Origin of the sequence: Anaerotignum lactatifermentans DSM 14214 (assembly GCF_900142265.1) — a bacterium.
GTDB lineage: Bacteria > Bacillota > Clostridia > Lachnospirales > Anaerotignaceae > Anaerotignum > Anaerotignum lactatifermentans.
In genome coordinates this window covers 1-26,756 of record NZ_FRAH01000052.1, presented here as the reverse complement: position 1 = coordinate 26,756, position 26,756 = coordinate 1, and the positions used below count along the sequence as shown (strand labels likewise).

Below are 26,756 nucleotides of genomic sequence, written 5' to 3'. Positions count from 1 at the left end.
GATTAAATCTTATGACATTACGCCCTCCATGTCAAGACGAGCAAACCCGTATGACAACGCTATGGCAGAAAATTTTTTCTCCATTCTCAAGGCAGAGTGTATCTACCGCCATAAACCAGCTTCATTCTGTGAAGCCAACGAGATGATTGACCGTTATATTTATTTTTACAACCATGAGCGCATCCAGTTAAAAACCGGAGAGCCGCCGCTTACGCGACGCCTCTCCACTTAAAACTTCATATTTTCCTACATAGAGGCCTTTTTGTGCTGTCCGCACAATCTGGAGCAGTTCACGAAAGTGCTGGCCTTTGGCTGGATATGTACCTCTGGACACTTTGTCCAGAAGTCAGTAAGGGCTTTCCTCAAAGTGCTGCTGGGCCTCTTCCAAACTGCAGAAGTCGAAAACCTCATAGAGCTCCGTCACCACGCGCCGGATGTCGTTGGGAGAAAAACCGCAGTTCTCCATCGCGTAGATGACATAGCCACGGCAGGCGTTATTGCTCCACGGCTGGGACAGCATAGCAGCCAAGACAGAATCATAGTCCATTCTGTTATCCCTCACTTTCATAAATGGCGGGAAGGGCCGCGCTCATTTTCTTGCCCCGTCATAAGACAGCCATACTCGGCGGCGGCGCTCCCCCACAAAGGGGGGGCGGCGGCCTGTGGCCCCCGCACCTCCTTTGCGGAGAGAAAACCTCCTCTCACATACCACCAGAAAAAGAGGGGTGAATGGAGATGGTAACTTAGAAATTTTCCTGCAAATATTTTTTCATGCGGTCAATCCCGCATTTCACGGAGCAGCGGACGGCGCTCTTGTCCACGCCCTCCTCGCGGGCGATCTGACGGTAGCTCTTTTTCAGGATCAAATGAGCGTCCACGCGGCGGCCCTGGATCTCCGGCAGGGAGTTGAGCGCGTTCCACAGACGAAAGAACAGCTCCTTGCGATCCATGAGCTCCTGAGGGCTGGGCTCGTGCAGGCAGGCGGAGTATTCGATCCCATCGTCACAATCCAGGGAATAATAAGCCTTGTTGTAGCGTACCCGTTCCGCATGGGCGGCCTCGCGCCGCTTGCTGGCCATGAGTTCCTCCGCTACCTCGTCAGGCACCTCCACCAGCTCGTCCGTTAAGTACCAATAATAAAAATCTTTCAGATTGATCGTTGTCATAGCTTGTCCTCCATTTTGTTTCGGTTGATGGGTTGAGCAGAAACAAAATGGAAAGCTGGCGGAGAGCGGCACCCAGGGGAGCCGCCTCGCACCTCTGGACAAAGTGTCCAGAAGTCGGACAAACAAAATGCGCCTGCGCGACACAAAGCCACGCAAGCGCACGAAATAACAAATTCATTTATGTACTGCCAAATTTCACATTTACCGCCGGACTGATCCTGCTGGACGGGTGGGCTTTTTTTGACAGGTTAGGGGGGGAGAAAAGGGAAAAGGACACAGCGATACCTCCTGGACACCGCCGTATCCTTAAAAAAGGGCGACTTTAATACACCCCCCGTATTCTCATTTTTCAAAAAGAAAACGGCGGCCTTGATTTCTCAAAACCGCCGTCAGGCTACTGTATTATGTCAGGGGGGATGGATCCCCAGCCGCCAAACAGCGGTTTTTATTATCCCGTTTTCCGCGGTAGCCCCTTATGTTTAAACCTTGGTAATGTTTGTTACCGGGTAAGCGTGTACGAGATTGACAGATTGGCATCTGTGTCAGAAAGATTTTCCACGGTGATCTCAAACTCACCATCGTAAGGAGCGGTAAAGGTAATGCTCCCAGTCCCTGTTTCCAGAGTATAAGGCCAGTTTTCTCCCGAACTTGTGTTACGAATGTTGATTTTAATTGCGTTACTTCCTTCATTTTTGCACTCAAGCACAAATGTATCGCCTTGTTTCCAACTTCCGACACCAAGCGTTACTGGCGCATCTTTCGCAAGTGATATAAAACTATCTCCTGTGTCATCGAGAATGTTTTTTGAATTATCATTCTGAACTTCAACTAAAGTTAAACCATTATAATTAGAAATGAACCATACATCACTTGAATTAGTCTCATTAGTAACATCCACCATTTGCAGGTTACAATCAGAAATGAAGTGTACGTCGCTTGAATCAACCTCACCAGTCACATCCACCTTCTGAAAGTTACCGTCTACGTCAATCAGAACTGCGTCACTCCGGCTAATATGTGAGCCATTATCATTAGTTGCAGTAGCGGCAAACGCCGTAGTTGCACCAGCAATCAAGACAAGTGCCAAAATACAGGCCCCAATAGATATCTTTTTGAATTTCATAATTGCTTCATTCCTTTCTGAAATTGCATTGTTCGTATATACAAATGCGAAAAGCAATTAGTCCTCCCAATGCACCGTTCCCTGCTCAATTTGTTTCAAAATTTCAGCCCATTCTTCGGGCGTAAACTTGGACTCATCATCATGGCTAACAGAAACCAGGGTAATATCCATTGATTGTGCATTTTGCGTGGTACCATTGACATCCATGTGCGCCATATCCTCGATGTTTGTTACCCTGTTATCTGCCTGATTACCTTCTTCCCCCACACGCTGTACCAGAGTGGTATTTCCAATTTCCACAGCTTCCATATCCCCTACCTCTGCGGTAGAAAATCCAAGTCCCATTAGTTCCATATTGTCATCAGTCCTTGCGGCAGCAAATGCCGTAGTTGCACCAGCAATCAAGGCAAGTGCCAAAATACAGGCCCAAATAGATGTCTTTTTGAATTTCATAATTGCTTCAATCCTTTCTGAAATTGCATTTTTGCCAAAATGGTTCCATAAAGCGGACATACCGTTTCTCCGTTCCTCCATTTTAATTAACATCAGCGCATAGGAGGAACGATTTTTTACACCCGTCATACGAATAACCCAGGCATCACAAGACAATTCCGTGTCCCGGTTGGCAAGGACATACATCCCCCAAACCAGCGGATTAAACCAATGGATGCAGAGCACAGCAGCAAAGAGAATTTTTGTGATTGCGTCAAAACGACGAATGTGGACATATTCATGGGTCAGCACATACTGCAATGCAGCCTGGTCATTCCGATCAAGTTTTTTTGGCAAGAGGATCACCGGATGCAGGATGCCATAGGTCAGCGGAGAAGAAATCAAATCAGAGCTTCGCACCTCAATGGGGCGGACAATCTGGTGTGCGTTCAACCACTCTCGGATATACGGCGTATTGTCAGGGACAGACATTCTGAACTTCCGCATACTCCGCAGATAGGAGATGGAAAAATAGAGCGCCAATAGCAGTACGCCAACCAGCCAGAGTATCACAAAGATGGAAATACGCTCTGCTGCAGGACTTGAGACAACTGCACCAGTATCATAAGCGTGTCGGCTCTCCCCTGGTATGGGGAATCCGATATTTCCAGAGGGCAATTTTTGAACCACATCTGAAAAAACATCAAGGTCGATATGGATCTTGAAAGGCATTGGGATAGAGAGTGGCAGGAGCAAGCGCAGAGCTGCGATCATCCACAACGCTAAAAAGGTTGTTTTAGGCAAACGATGGATCGCCAATGCGCGGATAACCACAATGAATAAGATCAATACTCCTCCGGCCACGCTCATTTGAAATAGGCTCATGCGTTACCCCCTATTCCAATTCGCCACCATCCGGCGCAGATTTTCAATTTGTGCCCTGGATAGTTTTTGACTGCCCAGCAAAGCGGCAAACAGTTTATCAGGGGAACCGTCAAACAGTTTGCCAATCAGTTCCTCGGCCTCCGCCTCTTGCACAACCTCTTTTGCAATCAGCGCATGGCACATAAAGTTGGGTTCCCTGCGCTCAATCGCACCTTTCGCGATACACTTTTTAATCACGGTGTAGGTGGTGTTCATGTTCCAGCCAATTTCCCCTTTGAGAATATCAGAAATTTGTTTTGCGGTCTTATCACCTTCTTTCCATAGTACATCCATGACTTTTAGCTCGGAATCAAAGAGCTTAATTGCCATATCACCAAATCCTTTCTTTGAACTATTGCAATAGTTTACGCTATAATACTATCACAATAGTTTCAAGCTGTCAACACTACTCCGATAGTGCAAATGAAAACATTTTGTGAACATGAAATTATTTAGTCGGTGGTATGAAATATGTGGTCGTTCAAATAATAACACCTGAAATGTAAAATTACATTAGGTGATATTATGAAGATTGAAAGAGATGAACGACGGTTTGATTTTCACGATATAGGGCTCGCCATCAAGCGGGCAAGGGAAGCCAGCGGGATGACACAGGAGCAACTGGCCTATATTGTTGACCGGGCTCCGCGCACCATCATGTATAACGAGAATGACGGCCAGCACCCCAGCCTCAACACCTTTTATCAGATGGTGACAATGTTTGATATATCGGTAGATCAATACTTCTATCCGTCCAAAAATAAAGGGAGCGAGTGCAGAAAGCGGATTGACGCCATGCTGGGCTTCCTGGACGAAAAAGAACTGAAAATTGTAGAAGCCACCATCCAGGCGATGAAAGCGGCTAAAGAAACGGAGGATGCGTAAGAGAAGCACGCGCCTCCGTTTTTTCATGCCATGTTGCGGGGGTGCGCGTTTTGGCAAGCAATTCGGGTGTGGCCACACTCCGAAATTTTCACAGGCCGCAGGCCCGTGAAAATGCTTGTTGGGGAGCTCCCCAAACCCGCTGAACTTCTGGACACTTTGTCCAGAAGTCCCGGCGCAAGCGCCTGTTGTCGGCGGCCCGGAGCTAACGCTCCTGGGCCTTATTTTTTTGCTCGTCCGCATGGCCGAGCAGGTGATCGATATTTGCCTTGACTGCCACGGCCTGCCGCATATCCGCCTGGGCCTTGCGGTATTCCGCGTAAAGGGCTTTTTTCTTTTCGGAGAGCTCCCGGCGCTGCTTTTTCAGCGTGTCCATTTTGGGGAGCTTTGCCCCGCCCAAAAGCTCACTCATGGCCGTCTTTGCCGCCCGGTAGTCTGCCAGCTCCGCCTCGTGCTGGGCCAGATATTTTCTGCTATACCGGGCCGCCTTGTAACCGTCAAACACAGGCCGCGTCTTTGCGTACTGCACCACCGCGCCCATGAGCTCGGAGGTTTTGGAAAGGGCGGCCTCCGTGTTCCGCAGCTCCCCGGCCAGCTTGTGAGCCCGATCCACCGCCGCCTCGGTGCTTGCCGCAAGAGCCTCGTAATCGGCAAGCCCATGCTCCCGGAGATACAGGAGCGCGGCGGCCATCTGCTTTATGTTATAGACTTTGGCCCACCGCTCATAGGCCGGGCCCTTGCCCTGGGCCATGCGTTCTTGAATGTCGATGATCAGATTGACGCGCCGGGCCGGGGCCGGGCTGTCCTGGGGAAACTCCGGGATGGGCCGCTCCCCGGCAATCGCCGCCCGGATGTCATCGGGATCGAAACCGGGGCCCAGGGTGGATGCCCGCAGACGGGTGTACTTATCCTGCCCAGGGGCCAGGAACGAGATCGCGCCACCCCGCCCATGCTTCACTTGAAAGCCGGACTCCTCCATGAGCAGCAGAAACGCCGGGAAGTCGGCGGGCTTTTGCTCCAGAGCCGCCACGATCCCCAGCCGCACCCGCTGCTGGGCCGAGGGCGGCTTTTCCCCAATCCATTGTCCATAATGGAGAAAGCGGCCCTTGCTGTGCTGCTTCGGATTTTGAATGACAGACAGCTCGTGCTCAATGCACACCCGGTCAGAGAGCCGCCGCACCGCAAAGCTGGAGCCGATGAAGTTATGGAATTTCCGGGAACAGTCCTGGGCGGTTGAGTTGTAATAAATGTGGTTGTGAATGTGGCCTTTGTCAATGTGGGTACAGACAAAGAACTGATACTTGCCCTTTGTCCAGCGCATAGCCGTTTCATAGCCGATTTTGTTTGCCTCCTCCGGCGTGACCTCGCCGGGCGGGAACGCCTGCCGGATCTGAAAGAACAGGGCCCCGCGCTCCACGGCCCGGCCCGTTTCCGCCTGGTACTGGCTTTTCAGCAGCAGGAACTCAGCGGGGGCGGATGCAGGATCACAGAGATAGGCAGACACGGCCCCCAGCTTTTTCGGATTGAGCCCATAGGCAAACCGCTCCTCCATCGTCTGGATGGCCGTTTTCCCAGCCGCTACTTTGTAAGGCCGGATGTAGGTTGTAGCGATAGCCGTACCTCCTTTCCCAGCAGAAAAATCGGGCGGCGGTCTGTTCCACCCGCCGCCCGGAACTTCTGGACAAAGTGTCCAGAAGTATCAGCTTGCCATAAAATCCATCGCCGCATACTTCACACCATACAGGCGCTCCACCAGCCAGCCGCCCAGGGCCGGGAGCCCAAAGGGAGAAACCAGGAACGCCAGCACAAACATGGCGATGCAGCCTGTGGTCTGCCCGGCCAGCAGGCAAAGGATCGCCAGCAGGGACAGGCCCACACACGCCACAACGCACACAGCGCCCGCCACGCAGGACAGGAACGAGAGCACCGCCACGGCGAGGATCAGGGCCAGAATAAAGGGAGCCGCGATAATTTTTAAGATCGTCCGCATGGTTCATACCTCCTACAAAAGTTTGATATTTGCCTCTATATGTATATTATAACTCCGTAAGAGGGGGCCAACAAGGATGACTCCGGCCCGGCAGAACGCCCGCTTATACTCTGATTTCCCGCACCTCCCGTCCTATGGAGTGAGCATACCGCATGGTGAACAATGTCCCGCCGCGCTCCCGTCCATCATAGACGGCAATCACCCGTTGGGACTCCCCGGCCATGTAGCGGTTTCGCTCTAAAAAGCAAGAGGGGGCATATTCCTGGCATACTATTTTGATCCCGTCACAGGCCCGCAGCAGTTCATGGAACTGCTTATTTTTTGTTTTCAAGCGGCCCGCATAGGGGATGGCAGCCTCCAAAAACAGATCGGGGTTGTGTTCCTTTTGTTCCGCCACAATAGCCGCAAACATAAGATCGGCCCCCTCCGCAAAGCCAGAAATAAACCGGGTATATCCGTCCTGGATTGCCGCCAGCACCTCCCGCCGGAGCTCCTGCTCCACATAGCTGCTCCGCTCCTCCTGGATATTCCGATGGCCCGTCACACAACAAGTCTTTTCAAACATTAAAATCCTCTCCTTTTTTGCAATATTTAAGCCTGTGCGTATTCCAAAGATAAAGGATTTAATATCGTGTGTCAAGGAATACACAGGAAGGTATATCGCATTTCAAGGAGCTGTACGATATACAATAATGCGAGAAGGGAGGGTTGTTCCCGTGTACGAGGAATTTACTCAAAACCGTATCGCACAGTTACGGATGCAGAAGAATGTTTCGGCCCGCGATATGTCGCTGACGCTGGGCCAGAACAACAGCTATATCAATCAGATTGAGAACAAGAAAGCCCTGCCGTCTTTACAAGGTCTGTTCTATATCTGTGAATACTTCGGTATCACGCCACAGCAATTTTTTGATGATGGCAACGCCTATCCCGTCCAGCTTGCCGATCTGGTTGAGGATATGAAAAAGCTGGACGCCGCCTCACTGGAGCATATTGCGGCGATTGTGAAAGAAATGGTAGGCAACAAATAATCTCATGTGCGATGCAAGAAAGCAGGGACAAAACGGAGAGCAGCTGTTCTCCGTCTTGTCCCTATTTTTTGCGCCCACCTCTGGACAAAGTGTCCAGAAGTTGAGATAGCCGGGGAACGGCACGGGGCCGCTCCCCGGCATATCAGAGCCGCACAATGGCGGAGAGCTTTTCCAGGAGATCGGACAGGGGCCGCCACAGCTTTTCATAGTCCCGCTGCAACGCCTTGATCTCCTCCGGGTAAATGCCGCCGTAGGTATTCGCCTGGATCGCCACCTGGTTTAAGTTGTTGGAGCACCGCCGCAGGAGCGACACCAGCTCCTGGACAGGCGACAGGTCAACATGGAGCACATAGCCATTGAGAGCCATTTTCCGCATATAGGCCCCCATATTGCGGATGCCCGCCTCGGCCATACGCTCCTGGATCAGCGCCAGCTCCTCCTCGGACACCATCACATGAAGATGGATGGGGCGGCGGCGTTTCTTTGTCACCGCTCCTCACGCTCCAGGCTCCGGCTGGTGCGGGGCGGTTCCTTTACCTTGTCCAGCGCCTTGTCACGCTCCGGGGGCAGCACGGGGATCGGCGTATTGAATACCCCGGAGAGCCGCAGGGCCTCCTGGTTGATAAGCTCCTGTTTTCGCGTTTTTTCCATAATCAGCACCTCCTCTTGCTGTTGACAGCATCCGGGCCAAACAGGGGCAGGCCGTAGAAACATACGGCCCACCCCAAAAGAGGCCCCGGAAAGCTTTGTAATCAGCGGGGTTTCGGGGGCCTAATTGTCAACGCCCCAGCCCCGCTTTTTCCGCATATACTCCCGCTGTTGTCGGCGGTGGGCTTTCTTTGCACACGCCGCCGAGCAGTAAGCCTGCCGCCGATCCGGAGCAACGGGCCCGCCGCAGATAGGGCAAATCTTAAAATCCGGCCTGGGCCCCTCGGTCAAGAGGGCGGCCTCCAGCGCCGGATCGAGGGGCAGCACCGCCTCACGAAAGTAGCGGCACAGCGCCCCCGTCCAGCATTTCCCCAGCATATAGCACTCACAGTCCAGGGGCAGGCAGCCGCACTCCCGGTCATAGTTGGCACACCATTTTGTCATCAGGGCGCGGATCGCCCGTTTTTCCTCGCGTGTCAGTTCACGGGCCAAGCCGTCACCTCCCGCCAGCCGGGGCCCGCATAAGCTCCCGGTAGCAGGACACGCAGCCGATCCCGCGCCAGTAGGGACACCCGGAGCACCGGGAGCCCCTGGGCGGCTTTGCCGGGGCCGGAGCCTGGGGGCGGGGCTTCTGCTGCATCATCTTTTCATAGGGGCTGTTGGTAAACCTCATTTGTCCGCCTCCTCTCCGTCATCGTCCTCCTCGTCCCAGGGCGGGCCGTCATCGTCCTCGTCCCCGTAGCCGTCCGGCTCGTCATAGTCCGTGAGCTCGTCGCCGTAGTCCTCCTGGGGCGCGGCGGCTTTCTGCTGTTTGGGGCGCAGTACCTTGAAATAGAACGCCGCACCGCCGCCCACCAGGGCCACAGCCAGCACCGCCAGGAGCATCCCCATGTTGCCGCCCGTTTCCGGCTCGGCCTCCTCCGGGGCGGGCTCCTCGGTTGCCGTGGGCTCCGGCTCCGGCTCAACGCCCACGCACTTGCTCATATTGACGGAGCAGACGGCACAATCCGTATTGACGGCCCCCGCCTCGCATTTTTCAGAGCAGGAGCACACCGCTTGTTCCACGCCAGCGGCCTCCGCCGCAGCAAGCAGATCAGCCTCATCCACCACGCTGAAAAAGTAGGTTTCGTACTGTTCGCCCTCTTCGTCCACGGGCTTGTCATAGTCGATGACGATATAGAACGTGTTGCCGCCGCTGGTCTGGACGGTAATAAACTGCTTGTTGGTGTGCTCGTCATAGAGCAGATCGCGGGTCACAAGGTTGCCCTCTTCGGAAAAGCCCTCGCCGGGCTCAATGGTGGGCTCCGGGGCGGAAGTTTCCTCCGTCATGGTGGGATCGCCGTAGTCCGCGCCCTCGCCGCCGTCCGCATAGGCATAGGCCGGGACGCTAAATCCGCATAAAAGAACGGCGGCACAAAGCGCCGCCGCCATCACCCGAAAGCGTTTCATTATTCGTTTTCCTCCTTTCCGCCGTCCCCGGACTTCTGGACACTTTGTCCAGAAGTGCCGCCGTCACGGAGCCGCTGGAGCACCAGGGGGAGCTCCTCCAGGGAAATGCTCATGCCCCGCACGATGTCCACGATCTCGCTGTTTTCGGCCTCCTGCTTGTTCTTTTCCAGCTCCTTGAGCCGGGCCTGCTGTTCGCTGATTTTGGCCTTGACCTTATCAATCTCGGCCTGGATTTTCTGGCTTTTGCTTACCGCCATAGATACCTCCTTGTCAGGGTAAACGCCCGTAGGCGTAGAAATGAGATTGCCAGTAGCTTGTATTTAAGTTTGCGTATTGGATGGGATCTCCACAGTGGATCATCATCCCGTCCCCCACATAGATGCCACAGTGGGACACGCCCGCCGTGTCATAGGTGCCGACAAAGAACACCAGATCGCCGGGCTTTGGACTGCTGGTAGGGGCGCAGATGTTATAGAGCCCCTGGGCCCCCAGGCGGCCCACATTCCAGCCGCTGTGATTGATGACCCAGGACACGAAGCCGGAGCAGTCAAAGGACGTGGCCGGAGAGCTTCCGCCCCATACATAGGGATAGCCCAGGTATTTCTCCGCCTCAGTGAGCATGGCCGCAAAGGTTTCATCGTCCAGATATTCCCCCGGCACGTCATATCCGGCGGGCGGGTTGGTAACGTATTTCCCCACATAGGCCGACTCCGGGAACAGGTCAGGCCGGTTCCCCAGGGTGGACATATAGAGGGAGTACCGGGACATCTGCTCCTCGTTCATCATTTCCAGGGGCAGATGGGAAAGATTTTTGTTTTCCAGCGTCACATAACAGATGTAGTAATTGTAGGGGACTTCCACATCGTAGGAGTTGCCCTCGCTGTCCGTCCGGCTTTCCGTCCGATAGCGCACCTCAACCACCACATCCTCGGTGAGAATGTACTGGCGGTCAAAGAGGGTTTCCAGCGTCCCCTGCACCTGTTCCAGCGTCCATGCCCCCTCGTGGAGCACAGACAGGATGGAGATCAGCACATAGGGATCGTGCTCAATGCTGTCCAAGTCGAAGTGGTACTCGTCATAGTCGTGGGTGCTTTCGTAGCTGTCCAGGTAATCCTGGAGCTCCGCCTCCATTCCCACATAAGCCGCCTCCGCCGCCAGCATTTCCTCGTCCTGGGATGGGTAGGTAGTCGCGCCCACCGCGCCCGCCCCGGCGTTGCCAAGCGTCACCAGGGAGGACGAACAGGACTGCATCATAAAGAGCAGGAGCACGCAGGCCAGGGCCAGCACCACCCCCACGGGATGCCGCTTGACAAAGCCCACCGCCTTTGCCCCGGCCTTTTCCGTGGCGGCGGCGGTCTTTTTCGCCGCGCCTGCCGCCCCGGTCTTGACCGCCTCCCGCGCCCGCTTCTGGTACTGCTTTTTCAAGCGGTGCTTGCGCCACATCCGGGAAACAGGGTTGCCGGACATTTCCGGGTGCTCCTGGGCGGCCATGCGGAAATGATAGTCCGCCGTGGCCTTGACATATTTGGACTCGGCCCGCTGGACAGCCTTTGCCGGGTGCTGCCGGATTTTCTTTTGCACGAACCGCTTGCCATGCCGCAGGCCGGACTCGCCCACCAGCTCGGAGCGGTGGGCCCCCTCGATCCCCACGTTTTCCTGTTCATTCTCATAAATCTTGCCATGCACAAAACCGTGGGCGGCCCCGCCAGCGGCCCGGCCTATCCGCCGCACCGGGCCGGGCTTTTTGGGCGGCTTCTGTTTTGCCAGCTTATCCTTTGCCCGTTCCAGCTTTTCCCCGCGCTCCTCCATGCGGAGCTTGGACGCGGCGGCCTGCTCCTGTTTGCTTTTCTGACGGAACTTCGTCGTCGCAAACTTCGCTTTGGCTCCTTCGGCGGCGCTGCCGCCAAAATCCGCCCGCTCCGTTGCTCCTCCTCTCCCCACAAAGTCTTTTGACTTTGCGGGGCACCCCATCTTCTGGACACTTTGTCCAGAAGTGCGGTTGTCCGCAGCCCCGGCACCGCCTGGGGAGCCGCCCCCAGCGGCCCCGCCAGGATTGGCGGCGCTCTCCCAGGAGCCGGGGCGCTCCCTGGGCTCCTGTTTGGGCTTATTCGGTTTTCGCTTCATTCTTCAAATCCTCCGGGCGGGTGGTCAGCAGGTTATAGATTTCTCCACGGGGGAACCGATCCACAAACGGGATCGTCACATCCCCATAGAACAGCAGGCCCTCGCCGGAATTGCTGTGGGTGATGTAGGAGAGCTGGTGCTCCGAAATGCCGAGCTGCTTTGCCAGAATTGCCCGGTCACTTTGGGCCTGGGACAGCAGGATCATAAAATCCGTGTTGTCCAGAATGGCCTCAATTTCCCGGCTGGCCAAAAGGTCTTTGACGTTCTGCGTCAGGGCTGAGGGGACACAGCCTTTCTTTCTCAGCATCTTCCACACGGCTACAAAGTAGCTGGCGGTGAGTGCGTCCCGGAGCAGGATATGGAACTCGTCAAAATAGCACCAGGTAGAAACGCCGCTGTGAAAATTCACATTGACCGCCGAAGTTACAAAGTCGTTGGTAACGTGCATGGCGATCTTGCGGAGGTTTTCTCCCAGCCCTTTGAGAACGATGCACACGATATGAGACGTGAGCTTTACGTTGGTCTGGTGGTTGAACAGGTTAAGGGAGCCGGTGCAGTAGAGCTCCAGGGCGGTTGCCACACGGCGGGCCTCCGGCTCCGGCTGCTTCAAAAGCTCCTCGTACAAGTCCTGGAGCAAGGGCGGCTTGCCGTCCCCGATCCCCAGGGCCATATCCCGGTAGATCTGCCGCACACAGCGGTCAATCACCGTCTTTTCGATGGGCTGCAAGCCGTCCTTGCCGCCCACCACCAGCTCACACAGGGACAACAAAAAATCCGCTTTCATGGAAAGCGGGCTTTCGTCATCGTCCAGGTCAAGCTGAATGTCCATAGGGTTGATATGGCTGGGAGAGCCGGGAGCGATCTCCACCACCTGGCCGCCCAGCCGCCGCACCAGCGGGGCATATTCGCCCATCGGATCGACAATGATAATGCGATCCTTTGGGATAGTGAGAAACACATTGATGATCTCACGCTTTGCGGCAAAGGATTTGCCGGAGCCCGTGGAGCCGAGATAGAGCCCGTTGGCCGATTTCAGCTTTTTGCGGTCAGCCATGATGACGTTATGGGAAAGGGCGTTCATGCCGTAGTAGAGGGACGGCCCGGCCATGCGGAGTTCCCTAGTCATAAAGGGAATGAAAATCGCCGTGGAGCTGGTTGTCATGCCCCGCTGGATTTCCACCTCGTTATAGCCCAGGGCCAGCGAGGACACAAACGCCTGCTCCTGCTGCCAGTCCAGCCGCTTCAAGGCGCAGTTGTATTTCTGCGCGATGCCGCCCACGGTAAACACATCATTTTCCAACCGCTGCCGGGTGGGGGCGATATTGGTGACCGTGAACGTGAGCAGAAACATCCGCTCGTTGCGGGACTGGAGATCGGCCAGGAGCTCCGCCGCGTCCTTACTGAATGTGATGAGGTCAGGGGGCAGAATGTCGGGATCGTACCCGGCCCGCACCGCCTTGCGCTGTTCCTCCACTTTCATTTTGCCGATGTCGGAGAGCTTGCCCTTGATGGTCTTAATGGCTTTGAGCTGATCCACCGTCTGAATGTGCATGGTAACGGTCATTTCCGCATCCAGCTCCAAGATTTCCGCCAGGAGCTTGTCAGAGAGCTCGGACGCCAAAATCTGCAAGTAGGACGCAGCGCCCCAATACTGGCCCACCCGGAACGTCCGGGATTGCCGGAAGTCGAAGCTGTCCGGGGCGATAAAGTCCTTTGTCCCCATGCCCGTCCGGGGAATGTCCTGCCAGGAGAAGCGGAACGGCTCCCGGCTGCCGGGGTGCATCTGACTGTGAAGCAGCGCCAGCCGTTCCTGCCCATCCATCGGAGCAGAGGGAACGCCCAGCCGTTTCAGATTGCCTGTCACATCGGCCTCCACCCGTTCCAGGCGGGGCCGCGCCTCCGCGATCCCCTCGGCGGGCAGCCCAAACGTGATGTATTTAGACCGCTCGATGCCGTTGTTGCTTTTGGCAATTTGATTTTTCAGCATACTTGTGAACTCGGCCCGGATGCTGTCAAAGTCATCCTGTGCCGGGGGGATATTGACCTTGTACTTGCTCCGGGAACGGGAGCGGCGGTTGATAAAGGAGAGCTGGAACGGCAGGGAGCTGTCAAAGTAATTGAGAAACGAGCTCCACCCGCTGAAAATCGCCGTCTGATCCTCGGTAGAAGCCACGGAATAATTGATGTCCTCATATTCCACGGTTTTCGTGTAGAGCCCACCGGGGAGCTGGCACACCCCGTCCGGGTGCATCACCAGATAAGGGATCGTCTGCTGGGCAGACAACGCAGCTTTCCGGTTAGCGGCCTTTCCGGGGCCGCGCTTTGGGCTGTTTGCTTTTTGCAATCGCATCCTCCTTTCTCACAGCGCCCCGCTGGGTAAACGGGGCATAGATATTTTCCGTCTGGTAGGGCCTCACCCCAGGCCGCAGGAAACGGGCCCGCAGGATGTTCCGCACCACCTTTTCAAAGGGGAGCCCGTCTTTTTCGTACATCGCCAGCAGGAACGCCGGGAGCGCCACCGCCATCATCAGGAACATGGCTCCCGTGTTGCCGATGGCGCTCCGGGCCAGCAGATAGGACGGGATGCCCACCGCCGCCGCGATCCCGAAACACACAAGCTGACGTTTCGTCAGGTTAAAGGCCAGTTTGGTCTTGATTTTGGATAAGTCGTTGGGAACATTCACATAGGGCATGGATCAACCTCCTTTCGCGCCCACCTCTGGACACTTTGTCCAGAAGTCCGGGACGGTGCTTTCCACCTCGTTCCCCCACACATCCCAGCCGGGCGGGGACTGCCGGGCGAACAGCTCCACCCTGGGTACATCGCCCATGAGGGCCACGATCTTATCACGGGCCTCGTCCGGCTTTCGGCTGTGCTCCTGGATCGGGGCAATAATGAATTGATGGACGTTTGCCGCCTGCCGTTTCGGGTGTCCCCGTGTCGCCAGCAGGCAAACCTCCGCGTTGCCCCTCGTCCAAAAGCCCAGGCCATAGAACCAACTGTCGGCCTTTCGGTTTTTCTTGAGCCACACAAACGCCACGCTTTTGTAGGTAAAGCCCCACGCCTCAATCAGCCGCAGGGCCTCCGGGAGCTGCGGGAACGTAGCCCACAAAAAAAGCACGCTGTCCGGGGCCGCCAGATCAGCCACCGGGAGCGTGCATAACTCGTCAATCCCCATTGTGGGGTAATGTTTTTCCGCCGCCCCCTGCAAGCCCTTTTGCGTGTAGCGCCAGGGGGGATCGGCATAGATCACAGAATACTGTCCGATAGTTACACTCCTTTCTCCCCGGCCTCCAATGCTGACCGCGCCAGACGGATGCGCTCTGTGGCTGCGGCGTAGTAGGCGGGGACGGTTTCAAAACAGATGAAGCGGCGGCCCGTATTGAGGGCGGCAACCGCTGTTGTGGCAGAGCCCGCGCAGATGTCCGCAACCACCTCGCCGGGCCGGGTGTAGGTTTTGATGAAATACTCGCACAGGGCCACCGGCTTCTGTGTGGGGTGGACGGTGCGCTGGACGGCTGGAAAGGTCAGCACGTTTCCGGGAAAGCGCAGGCCGTCCTCCGATCCGCTGCCGGAACGGGTGAATTTTCCGTAGTTGGTGCTGTTCCCGTTATTACCCGCAATTTTCTTGTAGGGCTTGCCCTGCTCAAACTGCGGATTGTAAAGCGGGAGCTTCTGATAGAACACCAAAATATTCTCCGTCTTTTTCAGCGGAGCGCGGCGGGCGTTGAGAAAGCCTGTGCAGCGGCTTTTGTACCATACCCACTCATAGCGGAGCATGGACAGGTTGGATGCCCCCAGCACCTTGTCATAGGGGCATTGTGCAAAGAACAGTACAGCGCCGTCCGGCTTGACTGCCCACTTGACCGCCTCCCACAGCTCCGGGAGCGGTAGGGGCACATCCCAAAAGTTCCGGGTGGTGCCGTAAGGCGGATCGGTCAAGAGCATATCCACAGAATGACGGGGCAGGGAGCGCAGGCCCTCAATGCCATCCATAAGGAACAGGCCCTCCGGGAGCTCCGGGGACTTCTGGACACCTTGTCCAGAGGTGCCCTTATCGGTCATCCCTGGCCTCCTTGCCCTTTGCCGGGGCGGGCCGGGCGGCGTTTTCACGGGCGGCCTGCGCCCGCCCCTCGGCTAATTGCTGGGCAATCGTCTTTGCGTCATCCCTGCCGCCCAGCAATTCCTGCTTTTGCAAAACGGCCTCTGTTTCCGCCATAAAACGGTAAACATCGGCCTGGTTGAAGTCCTCCGGCGCTTTCCCGTTCCACAGGCGCGACCCGTCGGGCCCATATCTTCTCGGCATATAACACCCCTTTCTCAATGTGCGCTAAAGATACTTCGCGCAATCGTCCCGGTTTTGAACAGCATGAAGCAGAGCAAAACCGTATAGCCCACGGTGCCCCATATCGCCCCGATGGGATCTCCGCCCGTGGCAATTCCCTGGATCAGCACCGCATAAATCGCAACACACACCAGAATGAGCAACCCCTGGAAGCCCACGGCAAACAGGGAGCGCAGATAGTTCTGCCCGATCTGTCCCACCTCCCGATGGGAGATCGTTGCCATAGGGATGGGGGCCAAACTGGTGAGCAAATAGATTTCCAACATTCTGCCATACACCAACACAAAAATGACGATGCCCAGCGCCCACATGGTAACGCCAATGATAGAGGATTGGAGCCACAGGCCCAAAAGCGGCCCTAAATCCATCCCCTCCAGGGTGGTTTCCAGCTCCGCCATCATATCCGGCGTGATGTCCGTGGAGCCCTGGATCAGACCGCCCGCCTGGGCGATCACCGTCTGCGACACGTCAAAGACGGCCATCACAATGTTAAAGGTGTTTGAGAGAATAAAGATGGCACAAGCCGTTTTGAATATCCATTTGTAGATATTCGCCACGTCAAACTCGTGCATATTGTTTTTTTCCAAAAGCATCTGAATGAGCTCATAGGTGGCAACAAAGGTCAGCACCAGCCCGGCAATCGGCAAGATCACCGTTTCGGAAAGCTGGCGGATGAGGGAAAATACCCCGGCGTTCCACGCCGCCGGGGTAGTCCCCACCTGTACCGCAATCTCTCCGACTTGGGTATTGACGTAATCAAAGAGCCCCTCCAGGTTCCCCATGATCCCGCCAATCAGCAGCTCTTTGAGCCAGTCCGTGAGCCAGTCGGTGAGAAAATCCATAAGCCGCTACCTTAAAACAGGCCGGACAGCAGAGGGATCAGGGTGGTGCCCAGCAGGATGATGCCGCCGCCCGCCATGAGCTGCTTCATGCCCTGGCTTTTGGAACCGGGATTATCGCTGCCGTACCCCTCCAGGAGATTGACAACGCCCCACACGCCCAGGCCAGCGCCCAGAGCCACAACAAGGGTCTGCAAAGTATCAATAGCGGAAGAAAAGAACTGCATATAGCCTCCATTTCTCCGGGGGTTTCCCCGGCCATGAAAAAAGCCGCCCATACAGGCGGCAGGTTACGACCTCTGGACACTTTGTCCAGAAGTGCTTTATACATAGGCATCCGGATCGTCCACATCGTCGTAGTTGAGGATGTCCTCGTCCTCGCTTACGGGCCCCGTATCCGATACGTCTACCTCGTACACCTCACAAGCCTCGTTCAGCCCAGGCCGCCTGCGGCGGTTAATGAGCTTATCAAGGTCAAAGGCGTTTTTTTGTTTGTCAGCCTCCGATGTATATTTGTAGTTCGGGTGCTGCTTCAAATCGTATTTGGGCGAAAAGAACGGGGGCAGGCCCCGCAGCTGCAAAATGCACTTATCGCCCGGCATGGTAGCCAGCTCGCTGGGGGTCATCAGCTCCCGGCCCAGCCGCTGGGTGTTTTGGTTGTAGCTTTCCGACTGCCCACGGGAGCGGCCCTCGGTCTGCATGGAGATCGTGGCCTTGCCCAGCCAGTTTTCGGATATTTCCTTGATGGTGGAGCTTTCCCGCCCGCCCAGGAAAACCACGCTGTCCATGTTTCCCAGGATCGTTTCGGCATTGTCCTTGTATATGGCCTTGCATTGGGCGTACTGCTGGTAGAACAGGCACAGGCTCACCTCGCGGGAGCGGATCACGGCCACCAGCTTCTCCAGCGAGGGCACCTGGCCCGTGTTGGCCGCCTCGTCCCACAGCACCCGCACATGATGGGGCAGGCGGCCCCCGTGAACATTGTCTGCCCGTTCACACAGGAGATTGAACATCTGCGAAAAGGCCAGGGCAACAATGAAGTTATAAGTGGGGGTTGTGTCGGAAATCGTGAAGAAAACCGCCGTTTTCCGATCCCCGATGCGGTCAAGCTCCAGCTCGTCATAGCTCATGATCTCCCGGAGCTGGGGGATGTCAAAGGGGGCCAGCCGGGAGCCGCAGGAAATCAAAATGCTTTTTGCGGTCTTGCCGCTTGCCAGCTTATATTTCTTGTACTGCTTCACGGCAAAGCAATCCGGCTTGCGCTTTTCCAGTCCCTTGAACATATAGTCCACCGCGTTCATATAGGACTCGTCATCCTCTTTCACGTCCATGCCGGAAATCATATCCACCAGGGTATTGATGTTCCGATCCTCGGCGGGGGCCTCGAAAATGATATAGGCAATCAGGGCGCAGTACAAAAGCGTTTCCGCCTTCGTCCAAAATGGATCGCCCTCCTTGCCCTCGCCTTTGGTGTTGGCTATGAGGGTGTCCACGAATTTGAGGATGTCCGCCTCGTTGTGAATGTAGGACAGCGGATTGTAGTGCATGGATTTTGAAAAATCTATGCTGTTGAACACTTTGACCTGATACCCCCGGCGTTGCAGAAAAGCCCCCACCTGGGAGAGCACCCCGCCTTTCGGATCGACGCACACATAAGAGCTGTGCGCCTGGAGCAGCTGGGGCGTGAGCCAGAAACGGGTTTTGCCGGAGCCGGACGAGCCGATGATACAGGCGTTGAGGTTGCGGGCGTTGGCGGGATTTTTGGGCCGGGTGTTCATAGTGAGAAACTCCGTCTTTGTTAAAATGACGTTGTTCTCAAACTTCGGATCAACAAAGGGCTTGATGTCTTTTTCGGTGCCCCAGCGGGCCGACCCGTATTCCTCATCCCGCCGAAATTTCTTTGCGTTCTTGCTTTTGAAGTAGATCAGCAGGCGAAAGCCCACCGCGCCCACAATGCCTATGAGCCAGTCAAAGGGAGCAAGCCCCGGTGCAAAGTCGGCAAAGGCCGGGCCGATGCTCTGCCCCAGCCCCATGAGCTTGTGGGCAAAGTCTGCTCCAGGAGCCAGGCGGTAGGCCGTCCCCAGCTTTAGGCAGGCCCACAGAATAAACAGGTACGGGATATTGGGTATCACATACTTTTTGACGCTATCTGTCCTCATGCACCGCCTCCCTTGCACGTTCTCTCTTGTGGGACGGCTGGCGGGCCAGTTCAGCGGCAGCCCGTTTGAGCTGTTCCCGGATGGGAACACGCTGGGACTTGGAACGCTTCAACACGCGCCGGGAATATTCCGAAAAGCAAGCGGTGATGGCGTCGGCCTGCCCGCTCTTGAAAAACAACAGGTATTTGTCCGGCCCGGTCTTATAAAAGGCATAGTCCACATTCCAGCGCCGGGCCACCCGGTCAAAGTCCTTTGGGGACTCCACCTCAATGCTGTTCGTGGCGGCCCCGTGGCCCATGAGCTGGCGCACCGTCTGTTTTCCGTGGGGTGTCTGGCGGGCCCGGTACGTTTTCTTAATCTTCCGGCCCACCGCCAGACACGCCTGGGCCAGCACCCGACCCGTGAGCTTTGTCGCCTTGATCGAAACTGCTATGGTACGTCTGGAAACGTCCTCGTCAATCAGCCGTATCCCTCCTTTCCATGAAAAAAGCACCTCTGGACAAAACGTCCAGAAGTGCCGTTATCGTTCCTCGTGTTCCTTTGCGGCAATCTTCCGATAGCCCTCCAGGGAGGAACCGTCAATAATTTCTTTATAGGCCGCCATCTGTTCCCGCACCGTGAGCTGCGGAAAGGCAAAGACTTTGTGCTCGTCGGGAATGTCCTCGATCCCGTGATAGTGCTCGATGAATTGACCGCCGTTGTTCAGCACATAGCCGCCAGGGGCAAAGTGGCCGTCCTCTTCAAGCCGAATGTCCCGCCCGTATGCCTCATAGTCAAAATAATTCAGCAGGTGCTCCGGCACGTCAATGGCCTCCATGTCCTCCACATAGATGCGGCCCAGGGTTTCATCGTCCTCGACACCGGGATAAAATTCGTAGCAATCCAGGTTTTGCGCCAGATTGATGAGATCGGCCACGCTGGAAGTATGTTCGCCGCTGTCAATGACGGCCTCAAATTTCTCCAGATCACCCTGATCCAGCTCGGAGAGCAGGCAGGCCAGATGATTGAGCTCGTCCAGGTTTTCATATTCCCCCAAGTAGTCATAGAGCCCCAGCACATCACCGTCAAAGCTGGTTATGAAAAATTCCTCATAACGTACCCCGTCCACACCGATCCGCTTCAAAAGGGCCTGTACTTCTTCGGTAGTCGTGGGGAATTTCAGCGTTTCGCCAACCAGCTCACCCTCGTTGTACTTTCCCAGGTTGGTGATGTAGGCTTCAAACAGGGACGCCATCAGCACCGCCCCTGGCCCTTGACGGTCAGGATGCCCTCAAGGGTAGTCGCGGTGATCCCCAGGCGCTGGGCCACGGCAATATCATTTTTCATGGCCTCGGTCACGGAATGGCCGCATACCACCAGCACACGGGAGCGCCGGAGCAGATCGCGGCCCATGTCGATGCCGTTCTTGTGCTCCTCCGGCACCGCGTCATTGAGGAACAGCGGCAGATAGAGCATGGGGCAGATGGGGGAATAGCCCGCATCGTAGACCACACGGCAGTAATGCGCCGCCTGCTCCATATCCACCGCAGGATCACCGCGCCACGCAGCGGTGATATAAGCAAGGGATCGTTTCATTGTCAACACCTCCGATATTTATATAGGTAGTTCAACCCTATCCCCCCGCCCTTTCCCATTCATGGGAAAGGGGGCGGCTCTGGAGGATATACCCCCGCCGCCTTGCCGGAAATAGCACAGCCGGGCCAGGCCGTCAAGGGCAAGCCGCCGCAAACGGCGGGCGTTCCGCCCCTTGACTGCCCGTTCCCGGCTGCGCTGCAAAATATCCGGCGACGGGGGATATATCACCACAGAGCCCATCCCCGGCGCGGGGCGGTCACCTCTGGACAAAGTGTCCAGAAGCGGGGCCCGGTTACTTCTCCAAGTCCTTTTTCCTGTCCGGCTGCGCCAGTTCGGGCGGCTGTTTCTCTTTCCACTCGTCCAGCAGCGCCATGATCTGCTCTTTCATTTTGGCAGGAGTGACCTCCTTGCCGAAATACTTAGACAGTTCAGCAGTCGAAATAATCACACCGCGATCCTCCTTTTTTTCTTCACTCAAAATGCCGTCGATCACATCGCCGTTGAGCTTGCCCTCCTTGTCCAGCTCGTGGAGCCGCTTCGCCTGGGCCACCGAGGGGGAGGACTGCTCCCCATCAATGGAAACGGCAATCAGCCGCTGGTTTTCCGGCCTGATGTACGAGATCTCCACCGCAGGCATAAAGCCCATCTGCTTTGTGTCCACCTTGTCCAGAAGCTCCGGCACCAGGGAGTTGAGCCGGATATACCGCATGACCTTTTTATAGTTCATGTCGTGTTCCTTACCCACAATCTCCACCGAGAGCTTACCCAGGGCCTCCGCCTCTTTCTCATTTTTCGGGCGGGCCCCCTGGCGTTTGATAGCCTCCACCTCCAAATCCAGCAGTTTTGCCAGTTCGCTGGGGAGAGGATCGCCACGCTGCTTGTTGCTGTTCCGCATTTCCCGGACAGCTTCAAGATCGGTCATCTCGCGGACGATACAGGGCATTTCCTCCAGCCCGGCCCGTGTACCGCCATGATGGCGGCGGTGGCCCGCGATAATCTCATAGCCCTTGCCGTCTTTTTCCGGGCGGACGGTGGCGGGGGTCATAATGCCGTGTTCCTTGATCGTCCCCACCAGATCGTCCATCGCCTTATCGTCCTGCACCTTGTAGGGGTGCTCCCGGAATGTATGGAACGGATGAAGCTCCGCCATTTTCAGATAGACGATTTTTCCCTCTTCCACCGGGCGGGGCGGCACGTCAGGCGTGGGCGGCAGATTGATCTCCGGCGGCGGGACTGCCGCCTCCTTGACGGGAGCGGCCTTGCCCGACTTTACCGCCTTAGCGGATTTAGACACAGGCGCACCGCCGGAGCCCGTTTCCTTGCCCTTGTCAGCTTTCTTACCTCTGGACACTTTGTCCCGAACAGAGGGCGGGGCCTCCTCACGGGCCGCCTTGTCAACCTTAGACGGGCGGCCTGTGCGGGGCTCCGCCGCTTTCTCCTTTTTCCCCGCAGACACCCCGGCCTGCTCTTTCGGGGGACGGCCCCGGCGCTTTTTCGGCTTATCCGCCTCCGGCGCTTTTTCCTCCCCAGCAGGGGCAGGCACTTCCTTTTTACCATTGTCGGCAGACTGGAGCTCTGACAGATTGATCACCTTTCCAGCCGGAGCCGGTGTATCTTCGCCCATGCCGTGAAGAACAGTCTGCTGTGTGTGCTTGTCGGCAGACGGCGGATCGGGCTCCACATGATCGGGGGCCGCTTTATCTTCACCAGAAACAGCAGGAGCATTATTTTCCTCCAGCGGTGGCAGATCACCCTGGCCGGGCGGGGATAGGGTTTCCGGGGGCTTATTTTCCTCCGGGCCCATGTTCACTTTTTCATCGGCCATTTGCTAACCTCCTTTTTGATGGAATGAAAAAAAGGCCAGACCTCCCGGCCTGACCAGCAAAAATAATTCCCCCCTTCATTTTCAATTTGAAATCAGCACCACTCCTTTCTAAAACCAGGCCATAAAAAAACGTCGCTTTTCACAAAGAAACAGCGACGTTTTAGTGTAGGTTGGCTCGGTTTTTGTTGTGATTTATGATTATGCCTTTGTAAAGAAACCTTACCCTAAAGCCAATACTAAACTATTGTTAACATTAGGATTATGGCAACTTTGTTTTATCGCTGCATTTCTCAGCCATCATATTTTTTATAAGATCATAATAAAATTTTCTATAAGCCTCAAATACTTAATAATCATTTAACGAATCTTTAAGTGCTGTTCCTAAGTCCAACGGACATAGTGCTCCACATCTAGAACATTTTTCATCGATTCCTAAAATGCAGCTATGATTTTTACTCCTATTCTCTGCAATATTATTATCTTCTTTGATATCATTTAACTTATAAATATCTATTATGTGCTTAGCAACTACATATTTTTTTATTGCCGATACGGTTGATTCTATACTAGGAATTCCTCCGGTATGTTCTTCTCTTGTTACTACAGATAATATATCTGCACAACCTCTTGTCCCCATTAATACTGCACCAATCGAGCCAGCAACATCGTCTTGTTCAAAAGCACAATCTGTTGGCATAGGACCTAATGGCATAATTGGGTATGGACAACATAAATTTAAACGATTGCATATAGAAAAAACATCTTGTGGTGCAGCATGTCCTGGCGTTTCAATTATAACATTTACACCTGAGCTTTTACAATAATCAGCAATTTTAATCTGTTTTTCCAATTCCATAATATATGTTTGATCAAATGCATCTTTTAAATTAGCACTTCTAAACGATGAACCTATACTTAAAATAACATCATACGTTTTTGCCATCTCAATAATTTCATCAAGATTTTGTTCATAGATATTTTTAGTGGATTGTTTAATTAACATATCCATAGCTACAGCTGCTCCACCTCTGGAAGTTATTGGTACTAATCTTCCTTTACTCATTTTCAATAACTGATAGTTTGGAGTTGGATGAATTGTAATAAGTTTTACACCACAATTTACCTGATCATATATGATATTCAGTAAATTTTTTGATGAAATAGTTTTATCCACATCAACAGCCTGATATACAGGAACGGAACCAGCAATAAATCTCGTGTTATTAATAATATTTCTCCAAAGTTCTTTTCCTGGTCTTTTGTGAAGACTTAGATCTGTTACAATAGAAATTGGTAACTGGCTATTATCCAGTATTTGTAGCTTTCTTAACTCATATAAATATTGTTTTTCATTGTTTGCCCCAATTAGAACATTAAGTGCTGTTGGGGAATCATTCCCTATTATGGTAGTGTTATTTAATTTATATCTATATTTTTCCATCAATAATCTCCTGTATTGCCTTTTTTACATCCTCATCTTCAGGTACTTCTCTTTTTTCAATAATTTCCATATAATTTGTAACTAATTCTTTTAGCATTTCAACATTACTTTCATCATCTAAGATTCTTTTTATTGCCGGATTATCATAATCATTTTTTTCACATATTATTGGTAAAACAATTCGTCCTTTTGATCTTGCTACTTCAATTTCGGCTATTGTCCCAATTCCACCTGAAAAAGCAAAAATAAACTCAGAATTCGTAACAAGACTTAGTCTTACAGATTTCAAATCAGGTATAAGGTTTGGATCATCTTCATAGTCTGGCGAAGCTATATAAGGATTTGGAAATATTTTAATACGTTTATTCATATCTTCTTTATTTTGAATAATATGTTGCATAAAGGAAGATAATACTATGCTTCCTATACCTGTTGACTGACCATTATTTAATATAACTTCATCCTTTTCTGCTAAAAATCTGCCTATGTTTTGAGCTCTTTTTTCAACTTCTGGAGAAGCTGTAGCGTGGGAGCCAGTTACAAAGATACAACTCTCATGCGCTTTCCTATCAATTTCCAAAAGAACACTTGCATATTCTGACTTCGGAACTACCAACTCACGAATTCCTAGTCTATTCAATTCCGATATCCATAAATCAAACCGCACCTTTCTTTGGTTAAATGATTCATCGTTTTCACCATCTTCTTTAGTAATTTCACACATTAAAATAAAATGTGAGTTTGTTATTTCATTCATCATATGATATGCCTGAGTCATAATTAACTGAATATTAGGATCTTGATAATTATATCCAAGAAACAATATGCTTTTATTAATAATTGCCTCTCTTAAACGTTGAGCAAACTTCGGCTTATTAAACTGAAAACAATCATAATCTTCCTTGGTTAAAACAATATCTTTTGCTGCCGTTTTTGCACAACCATGTAATTTAATGATATTTAAACCAGTATCATTATAAGGATGTACCAAACTATCTTCTAAAGATACTACTCTTGGATTTCGATCACTAAAAGTCCTCTCTAGTAAATTATCATAATTTGTGGTCCAAACAGTTCTTACTGGAAACCTTGAAATTATATTATGATACTTATTTAATGGATATTCTTCTGCAAAAGTATTAAAAATAGCATCGCTAATAATATTTCTATTTCCCATATTTTTATTAACTATATACTGAGCAAGTAACGGAAGATCTTCTTCTTCCTTTAAAGTTATTCCTATAGATTCTAAATAAGGCAAAAGAAACTTTTTCCAAGTTGGAAAACCTGATGGTGCTGATATTCCTGATCCAATAAACAGATCACACATATTTTTACGCATTTTATTTGCGACTTCTTTTACAAATTGGCGTCTTTCCATCTATATCACCTCTTAATCATTCTTTTTAATAAAATTAACTTCATAAAGTTTTTCTATCAACCAAAAATTCAGATGGTATATTCTCATATTGGCTCAAATGTAATATCGGATTTATTTTTCTTTTATTTTTCCCTAGAAAAGTATCTTCATAAATACGAATTAAGATGCGCTCTATAAGATAGTAATTTTTTTCTTTTGGAGTTAATTTATTGCTACAATCAAATATTACACTATTTAATGGTAATTTGTATGAAAAGCAGTAATAAGTACTGTTTTCCTTATAATCATTTAAAAAATTCTGGTTCTCTAAAAGATTCTGGTTCTTTAAAAGATTCTGATTCTTTAAAAAACTATCTAGACATTGCAAAAACTCTGGTCCATTTCTTAATGTCTTTGTATATTCAAGTTCTTCTAAGGCATAACCAAACATAAACCCATTAAAACAATTATCTATACGATTTTTATTATGTCCTAATCTATTACGCAGATAGCCCACACCGTCTTGAAACTCATTTGAAAGAGATATCAGGTTATTTTTGTAAATAATATTTATACTTCCATCCTCATTTTTGCTAAAATAAACGTCATATTTTTTTAAAAAGTCACTTAGAACACTTTTTGTTGTTAATAATGAGTCTAAATTACATCCACTCATATCTTCTTCACCATTTAATCTTCGGCTTAAATGAAATAACATTATTTCGTCAGGTAATTGTTTACAGAAATACTTATCTATTATCTTTCGCGCTTCTATTCTTGCTTCCAATTGATAAATTGCATCACTAAATTGCGAATCTCTTTTTCCTACATTATCATATATTTGTAAAGCAAGATCATCTAATTGACTTTTTGTAAGACCAAAATTTTCAATTATAGTTTTTTTAATTGAATCACATGAACTTGTATCAATAACCATAATACATCTCCTTAAAAGCTGTATACCATTTGTTTTTAGTAGTTCTTATTATCATTTTTTCTCCACTCAGCAAGCCATTGAACCATGGTTTTGCAAAGTTTATAATGGATCTATATTAAAAAAGTGGACACACAAAGTAACTATCTATTACAATAAAGTAGACACCAAAAGGAGGTACTTATATGTCCACAAACAACAAAGGTATTCGCTATGACGAAGACTTCAAAAGAACACTCGTTAACCTACATCAATCCGGTGGCAAAACACAAACTGCCCTTTGTAAAGAATACGGAGTTTCTCAGACTGCTCTCACTCGCTGGATCAAACAATACGCAACTGTTGAAACAGATGATGGTGAAGTCATGACTGCCAAACAAGTCAAAGAGCTTCAAAGACGCCTCGCTCAACTTGAAGAAGAAAACCTCATACTAAAAAAAGCGATTGCCATCTTCACGCCACACTCAGACAACGATTAGAAGCAGTTCATAAGCTTAGATTTCAACAT

At 52.2% G+C, this 26,756-nt stretch carries 32 protein-coding genes and 1 pseudogene; 4 read left to right on the top strand and 29 right to left on the bottom strand.

The genetic code is table 11. The features are described 5' to 3' along the window. On the top strand, window positions 1-232 hold a 232-nt coding region (locus BUB35_RS12890), incomplete at its 5' end, for an integrase core domain-containing protein (protein WP_143158994.1). Window positions 233-346: 114 nt separating this feature from the next. Here the strand turns inward: BUB35_RS12890 and BUB35_RS12885 are convergent. The 5 genes from BUB35_RS12885 to BUB35_RS12865 all read right to left on the bottom strand — a co-directional run bounded on the left by BUB35_RS12885 (window position 347) and on the right by BUB35_RS12865 (window position 3,975). Beyond that, window positions 347-547 (bottom strand): hypothetical protein, encoded by a 201-nt coding sequence (locus BUB35_RS12885; protein WP_072852369.1) that lies wholly within the window; start codon window positions 545-547, stop codon window positions 347-349. Between the two features lie 196 nt (window positions 548-743). Beyond that, a complete protein-coding gene (locus BUB35_RS12880) occupies window positions 744-1,166 on the bottom strand; it encodes a sigma-70 RNA polymerase sigma factor region 4 domain-containing protein (protein WP_072852367.1) in 423 nt (140 codons plus the stop codon). A gap of 499 nt (window positions 1,167-1,665) precedes the next feature. Then, complete coding sequence (locus BUB35_RS12875) at window positions 1,666-2,289, bottom strand: hypothetical protein (protein WP_172749776.1); 624 nt, start codon at window positions 2,287-2,289, stop codon at window positions 1,666-1,668. A 57-nt stretch (window positions 2,290-2,346) separates the two neighbouring features. Continuing rightward, entirely contained in the window at window positions 2,347-3,606 is a 1,260-nt protein-coding gene (locus tag BUB35_RS12870; protein WP_072852363.1) for a M56 family metallopeptidase, read from the bottom strand. Between the two features lie 3 nt (window positions 3,607-3,609). After that, on the bottom strand, window positions 3,610-3,975 hold the full coding sequence (locus BUB35_RS12865) for a BlaI/MecI/CopY family transcriptional regulator (protein ID WP_072852361.1): 366 nt from the start codon (window positions 3,973-3,975) through the stop codon (window positions 3,610-3,612). 195 nt (window positions 3,976-4,170) lie between these two features. Here BUB35_RS12865 and BUB35_RS12860 point away from each other — a divergent pair, with 195 nt between their 5' ends. Further along, window positions 4,171-4,530: a helix-turn-helix transcriptional regulator gene (locus tag BUB35_RS12860; protein WP_072852359.1), complete on the top strand. Its 360-nt coding sequence runs from the start codon at window positions 4,171-4,173 to the stop codon at window positions 4,528-4,530. Between the two features lie 202 nt (window positions 4,531-4,732). Here the strand turns inward: BUB35_RS12860 and BUB35_RS12855 are convergent, their stop codons facing one another. From BUB35_RS12855 to BUB35_RS12845, 3 genes are all read right to left on the bottom strand, one after another. After that, the gene (locus BUB35_RS12855; RefSeq protein WP_072852357.1) at window positions 4,733-6,079 is read right to left on the bottom strand and encodes a relaxase/mobilization nuclease domain-containing protein; all 1,347 of its coding nucleotides are present in this window, start codon (window positions 6,077-6,079) and stop codon (window positions 4,733-4,735) included. A gap of 147 nt (window positions 6,080-6,226) precedes the next feature. Continuing rightward, window positions 6,227-6,517 carry a CD1845 family protein gene (locus tag BUB35_RS12850; RefSeq protein ID WP_058966430.1) on the bottom strand — a complete coding sequence of 97 codons (291 nt, stop codon included), beginning with the start codon at window positions 6,515-6,517 and terminating at the stop codon, window positions 6,227-6,229. Between the two features lie 103 nt (window positions 6,518-6,620). Continuing rightward, entirely contained in the window at window positions 6,621-7,082 is a 462-nt protein-coding gene (locus tag BUB35_RS12845; protein WP_072852355.1) for an SLOG family protein, read from the bottom strand. 151 nt (window positions 7,083-7,233) lie between these two features. On the opposite strand from BUB35_RS12845, the gene BUB35_RS12840 reads away from it, so the two are divergent. Beyond that, window positions 7,234-7,548, top strand: coding sequence for a helix-turn-helix domain-containing protein (locus BUB35_RS12840; RefSeq protein ID WP_044992368.1), 315 nt, complete (start codon window positions 7,234-7,236; stop codon window positions 7,546-7,548). 142 nt (window positions 7,549-7,690) lie between these two features. Here the strand turns inward: BUB35_RS12840 and BUB35_RS12835 are convergent, their stop codons facing one another. The 21 genes from BUB35_RS12835 to BUB35_RS12740 all read right to left on the bottom strand — a co-directional run bounded on the left by BUB35_RS12835 (window position 7,691) and on the right by BUB35_RS12740 (window position 26,251). Continuing rightward, window positions 7,691-8,038 carry a plasmid mobilization protein gene (locus BUB35_RS12835; RefSeq protein ID WP_072852353.1) on the bottom strand — a complete coding sequence of 116 codons (348 nt, stop codon included), beginning with the start codon at window positions 8,036-8,038 and terminating at the stop codon, window positions 7,691-7,693. Then, complete coding sequence (locus BUB35_RS19295) at window positions 8,035-8,199, bottom strand: hypothetical protein (protein WP_172749778.1); 165 nt, start codon at window positions 8,197-8,199, stop codon at window positions 8,035-8,037. Before BUB35_RS19295 ends, BUB35_RS12835 begins: the two co-directional genes overlap by 4 nt. A gap of 120 nt (window positions 8,200-8,319) precedes the next feature. After that, a complete protein-coding gene (locus tag BUB35_RS12830) occupies window positions 8,320-8,688 on the bottom strand; it encodes a cysteine-rich VLP domain-containing protein (protein ID WP_072852351.1) in 369 nt (122 codons plus the stop codon). Between the two features lie 177 nt (window positions 8,689-8,865). Continuing rightward, a complete protein-coding gene (locus tag BUB35_RS12825) occupies window positions 8,866-9,645 on the bottom strand; it encodes a DUF4366 domain-containing protein (protein ID WP_072852349.1) in 780 nt (259 codons plus the stop codon). After that, window positions 9,645-9,902 carry a DUF4315 family protein gene (locus tag BUB35_RS12820; protein ID WP_072852347.1) on the bottom strand — a complete coding sequence of 86 codons (258 nt, stop codon included), beginning with the start codon at window positions 9,900-9,902 and terminating at the stop codon, window positions 9,645-9,647. The genes BUB35_RS12825 and BUB35_RS12820 overlap by 1 nt, the downstream gene beginning before the upstream one ends. A gap of 13 nt (window positions 9,903-9,915) precedes the next feature. Further along, window positions 9,916-11,769, bottom strand: coding sequence for a C40 family peptidase (locus BUB35_RS12815; RefSeq protein WP_072852345.1), 1,854 nt, complete (start codon window positions 11,767-11,769; stop codon window positions 9,916-9,918). Continuing rightward, window positions 11,750-14,119, bottom strand: a complete 2,370-nt coding sequence (locus tag BUB35_RS12810) for a VirB4-like conjugal transfer ATPase, CD1110 family (protein WP_416385639.1) — start codon at window positions 14,117-14,119, stop codon at window positions 11,750-11,752. Before BUB35_RS12810 ends, BUB35_RS12815 begins: the two co-directional genes overlap by 20 nt. Next, window positions 14,067-14,462, bottom strand: coding sequence for a PrgI family protein (locus tag BUB35_RS12805; RefSeq protein ID WP_072852344.1), 396 nt, complete (start codon window positions 14,460-14,462; stop codon window positions 14,067-14,069). The genes BUB35_RS12810 and BUB35_RS12805 overlap by 53 nt, the downstream gene beginning before the upstream one ends. A 3-nt stretch (window positions 14,463-14,465) precedes the next feature. Next, window positions 14,466-15,023, bottom strand: coding sequence for an MT-A70 family methyltransferase (locus tag BUB35_RS12800; protein WP_200777606.1), 558 nt, complete (start codon window positions 15,021-15,023; stop codon window positions 14,466-14,468). Between the two features lie 17 nt (window positions 15,024-15,040). Then, window positions 15,041-15,835 (bottom strand): DNA-methyltransferase, encoded by a 795-nt coding sequence (locus tag BUB35_RS12795; protein ID WP_072852340.1) that lies wholly within the window; start codon window positions 15,833-15,835, stop codon window positions 15,041-15,043. Further along, window positions 15,825-16,076: a hypothetical protein gene (locus BUB35_RS12790; protein WP_006575063.1), complete on the bottom strand. Its 252-nt coding sequence runs from the start codon at window positions 16,074-16,076 to the stop codon at window positions 15,825-15,827. Before BUB35_RS12790 ends, BUB35_RS12795 begins: the two co-directional genes overlap by 11 nt. 14 nt (window positions 16,077-16,090) lie before the next feature. Next, window positions 16,091-16,957 carry a VirB6/TrbL-like conjugal transfer protein, CD1112 family gene (locus BUB35_RS12785; protein ID WP_072852338.1) on the bottom strand — a complete coding sequence of 289 codons (867 nt, stop codon included), beginning with the start codon at window positions 16,955-16,957 and terminating at the stop codon, window positions 16,091-16,093. 11 nt (window positions 16,958-16,968) lie between these two features. After that, window positions 16,969-17,181 (bottom strand): Maff2 family protein, encoded by a 213-nt coding sequence (locus BUB35_RS12780; protein ID WP_002578752.1) that lies wholly within the window; start codon window positions 17,179-17,181, stop codon window positions 16,969-16,971. Window positions 17,182-17,277: 96 nt separating this feature from the next. Then, the gene (locus BUB35_RS12775) at window positions 17,278-19,113 is read right to left on the bottom strand and encodes a VirD4-like conjugal transfer protein, CD1115 family (RefSeq protein ID WP_072852336.1); all 1,836 of its coding nucleotides are present in this window, start codon (window positions 19,111-19,113) and stop codon (window positions 17,278-17,280) included. After that, the gene (locus tag BUB35_RS12770) at window positions 19,100-19,483 is read right to left on the bottom strand and encodes a PcfB family protein (RefSeq protein WP_465220325.1); all 384 of its coding nucleotides are present in this window, start codon (window positions 19,481-19,483) and stop codon (window positions 19,100-19,102) included. The genes BUB35_RS12775 and BUB35_RS12770 overlap by 14 nt, the downstream gene beginning before the upstream one ends. Window positions 19,484-19,633: 150 nt before the next feature. Further along, the gene (locus BUB35_RS12765; protein ID WP_072852334.1) at window positions 19,634-20,347 is read right to left on the bottom strand and encodes an antirestriction protein ArdA; all 714 of its coding nucleotides are present in this window, start codon (window positions 20,345-20,347) and stop codon (window positions 19,634-19,636) included. Continuing rightward, window positions 20,347-20,688, bottom strand: a complete 342-nt coding sequence (locus BUB35_RS12760; RefSeq protein WP_050618702.1) for a DUF7768 domain-containing protein — start codon at window positions 20,686-20,688, stop codon at window positions 20,347-20,349. The genes BUB35_RS12765 and BUB35_RS12760 overlap by 1 nt, the downstream gene beginning before the upstream one ends. A gap of 292 nt (window positions 20,689-20,980) precedes the next feature. Further along, window positions 20,981-22,513, bottom strand: coding sequence for a ParB/RepB/Spo0J family partition protein (locus BUB35_RS12755; protein ID WP_072852332.1), 1,533 nt, complete (start codon window positions 22,511-22,513; stop codon window positions 20,981-20,983). Window positions 22,514-22,859: 346 nt separating this feature from the next. After that, window positions 22,860-23,954 carry a phosphomethylpyrimidine synthase ThiC gene (locus BUB35_RS12750; protein WP_072852330.1) on the bottom strand — a complete coding sequence of 365 codons (1,095 nt, stop codon included), beginning with the start codon at window positions 23,952-23,954 and terminating at the stop codon, window positions 22,860-22,862. Next, window positions 23,941-25,335, bottom strand: coding sequence for an SIR2 family protein (locus tag BUB35_RS12745; RefSeq protein WP_072852328.1), 1,395 nt, complete (start codon window positions 25,333-25,335; stop codon window positions 23,941-23,943). Before BUB35_RS12745 ends, BUB35_RS12750 begins: the two co-directional genes overlap by 14 nt. Before the next feature lie 40 nt (window positions 25,336-25,375). Next, window positions 25,376-26,251, bottom strand: a complete 876-nt coding sequence (locus tag BUB35_RS12740) for a hypothetical protein (RefSeq protein WP_072852326.1) — start codon at window positions 26,249-26,251, stop codon at window positions 25,376-25,378. A gap of 182 nt (window positions 26,252-26,433) precedes the next feature. Here BUB35_RS12740 and BUB35_RS12735 point away from each other — a divergent pair. Further along, window positions 26,434-26,756: pseudogene (locus BUB35_RS12735) on the top strand (transposase); the annotation flags it as partial.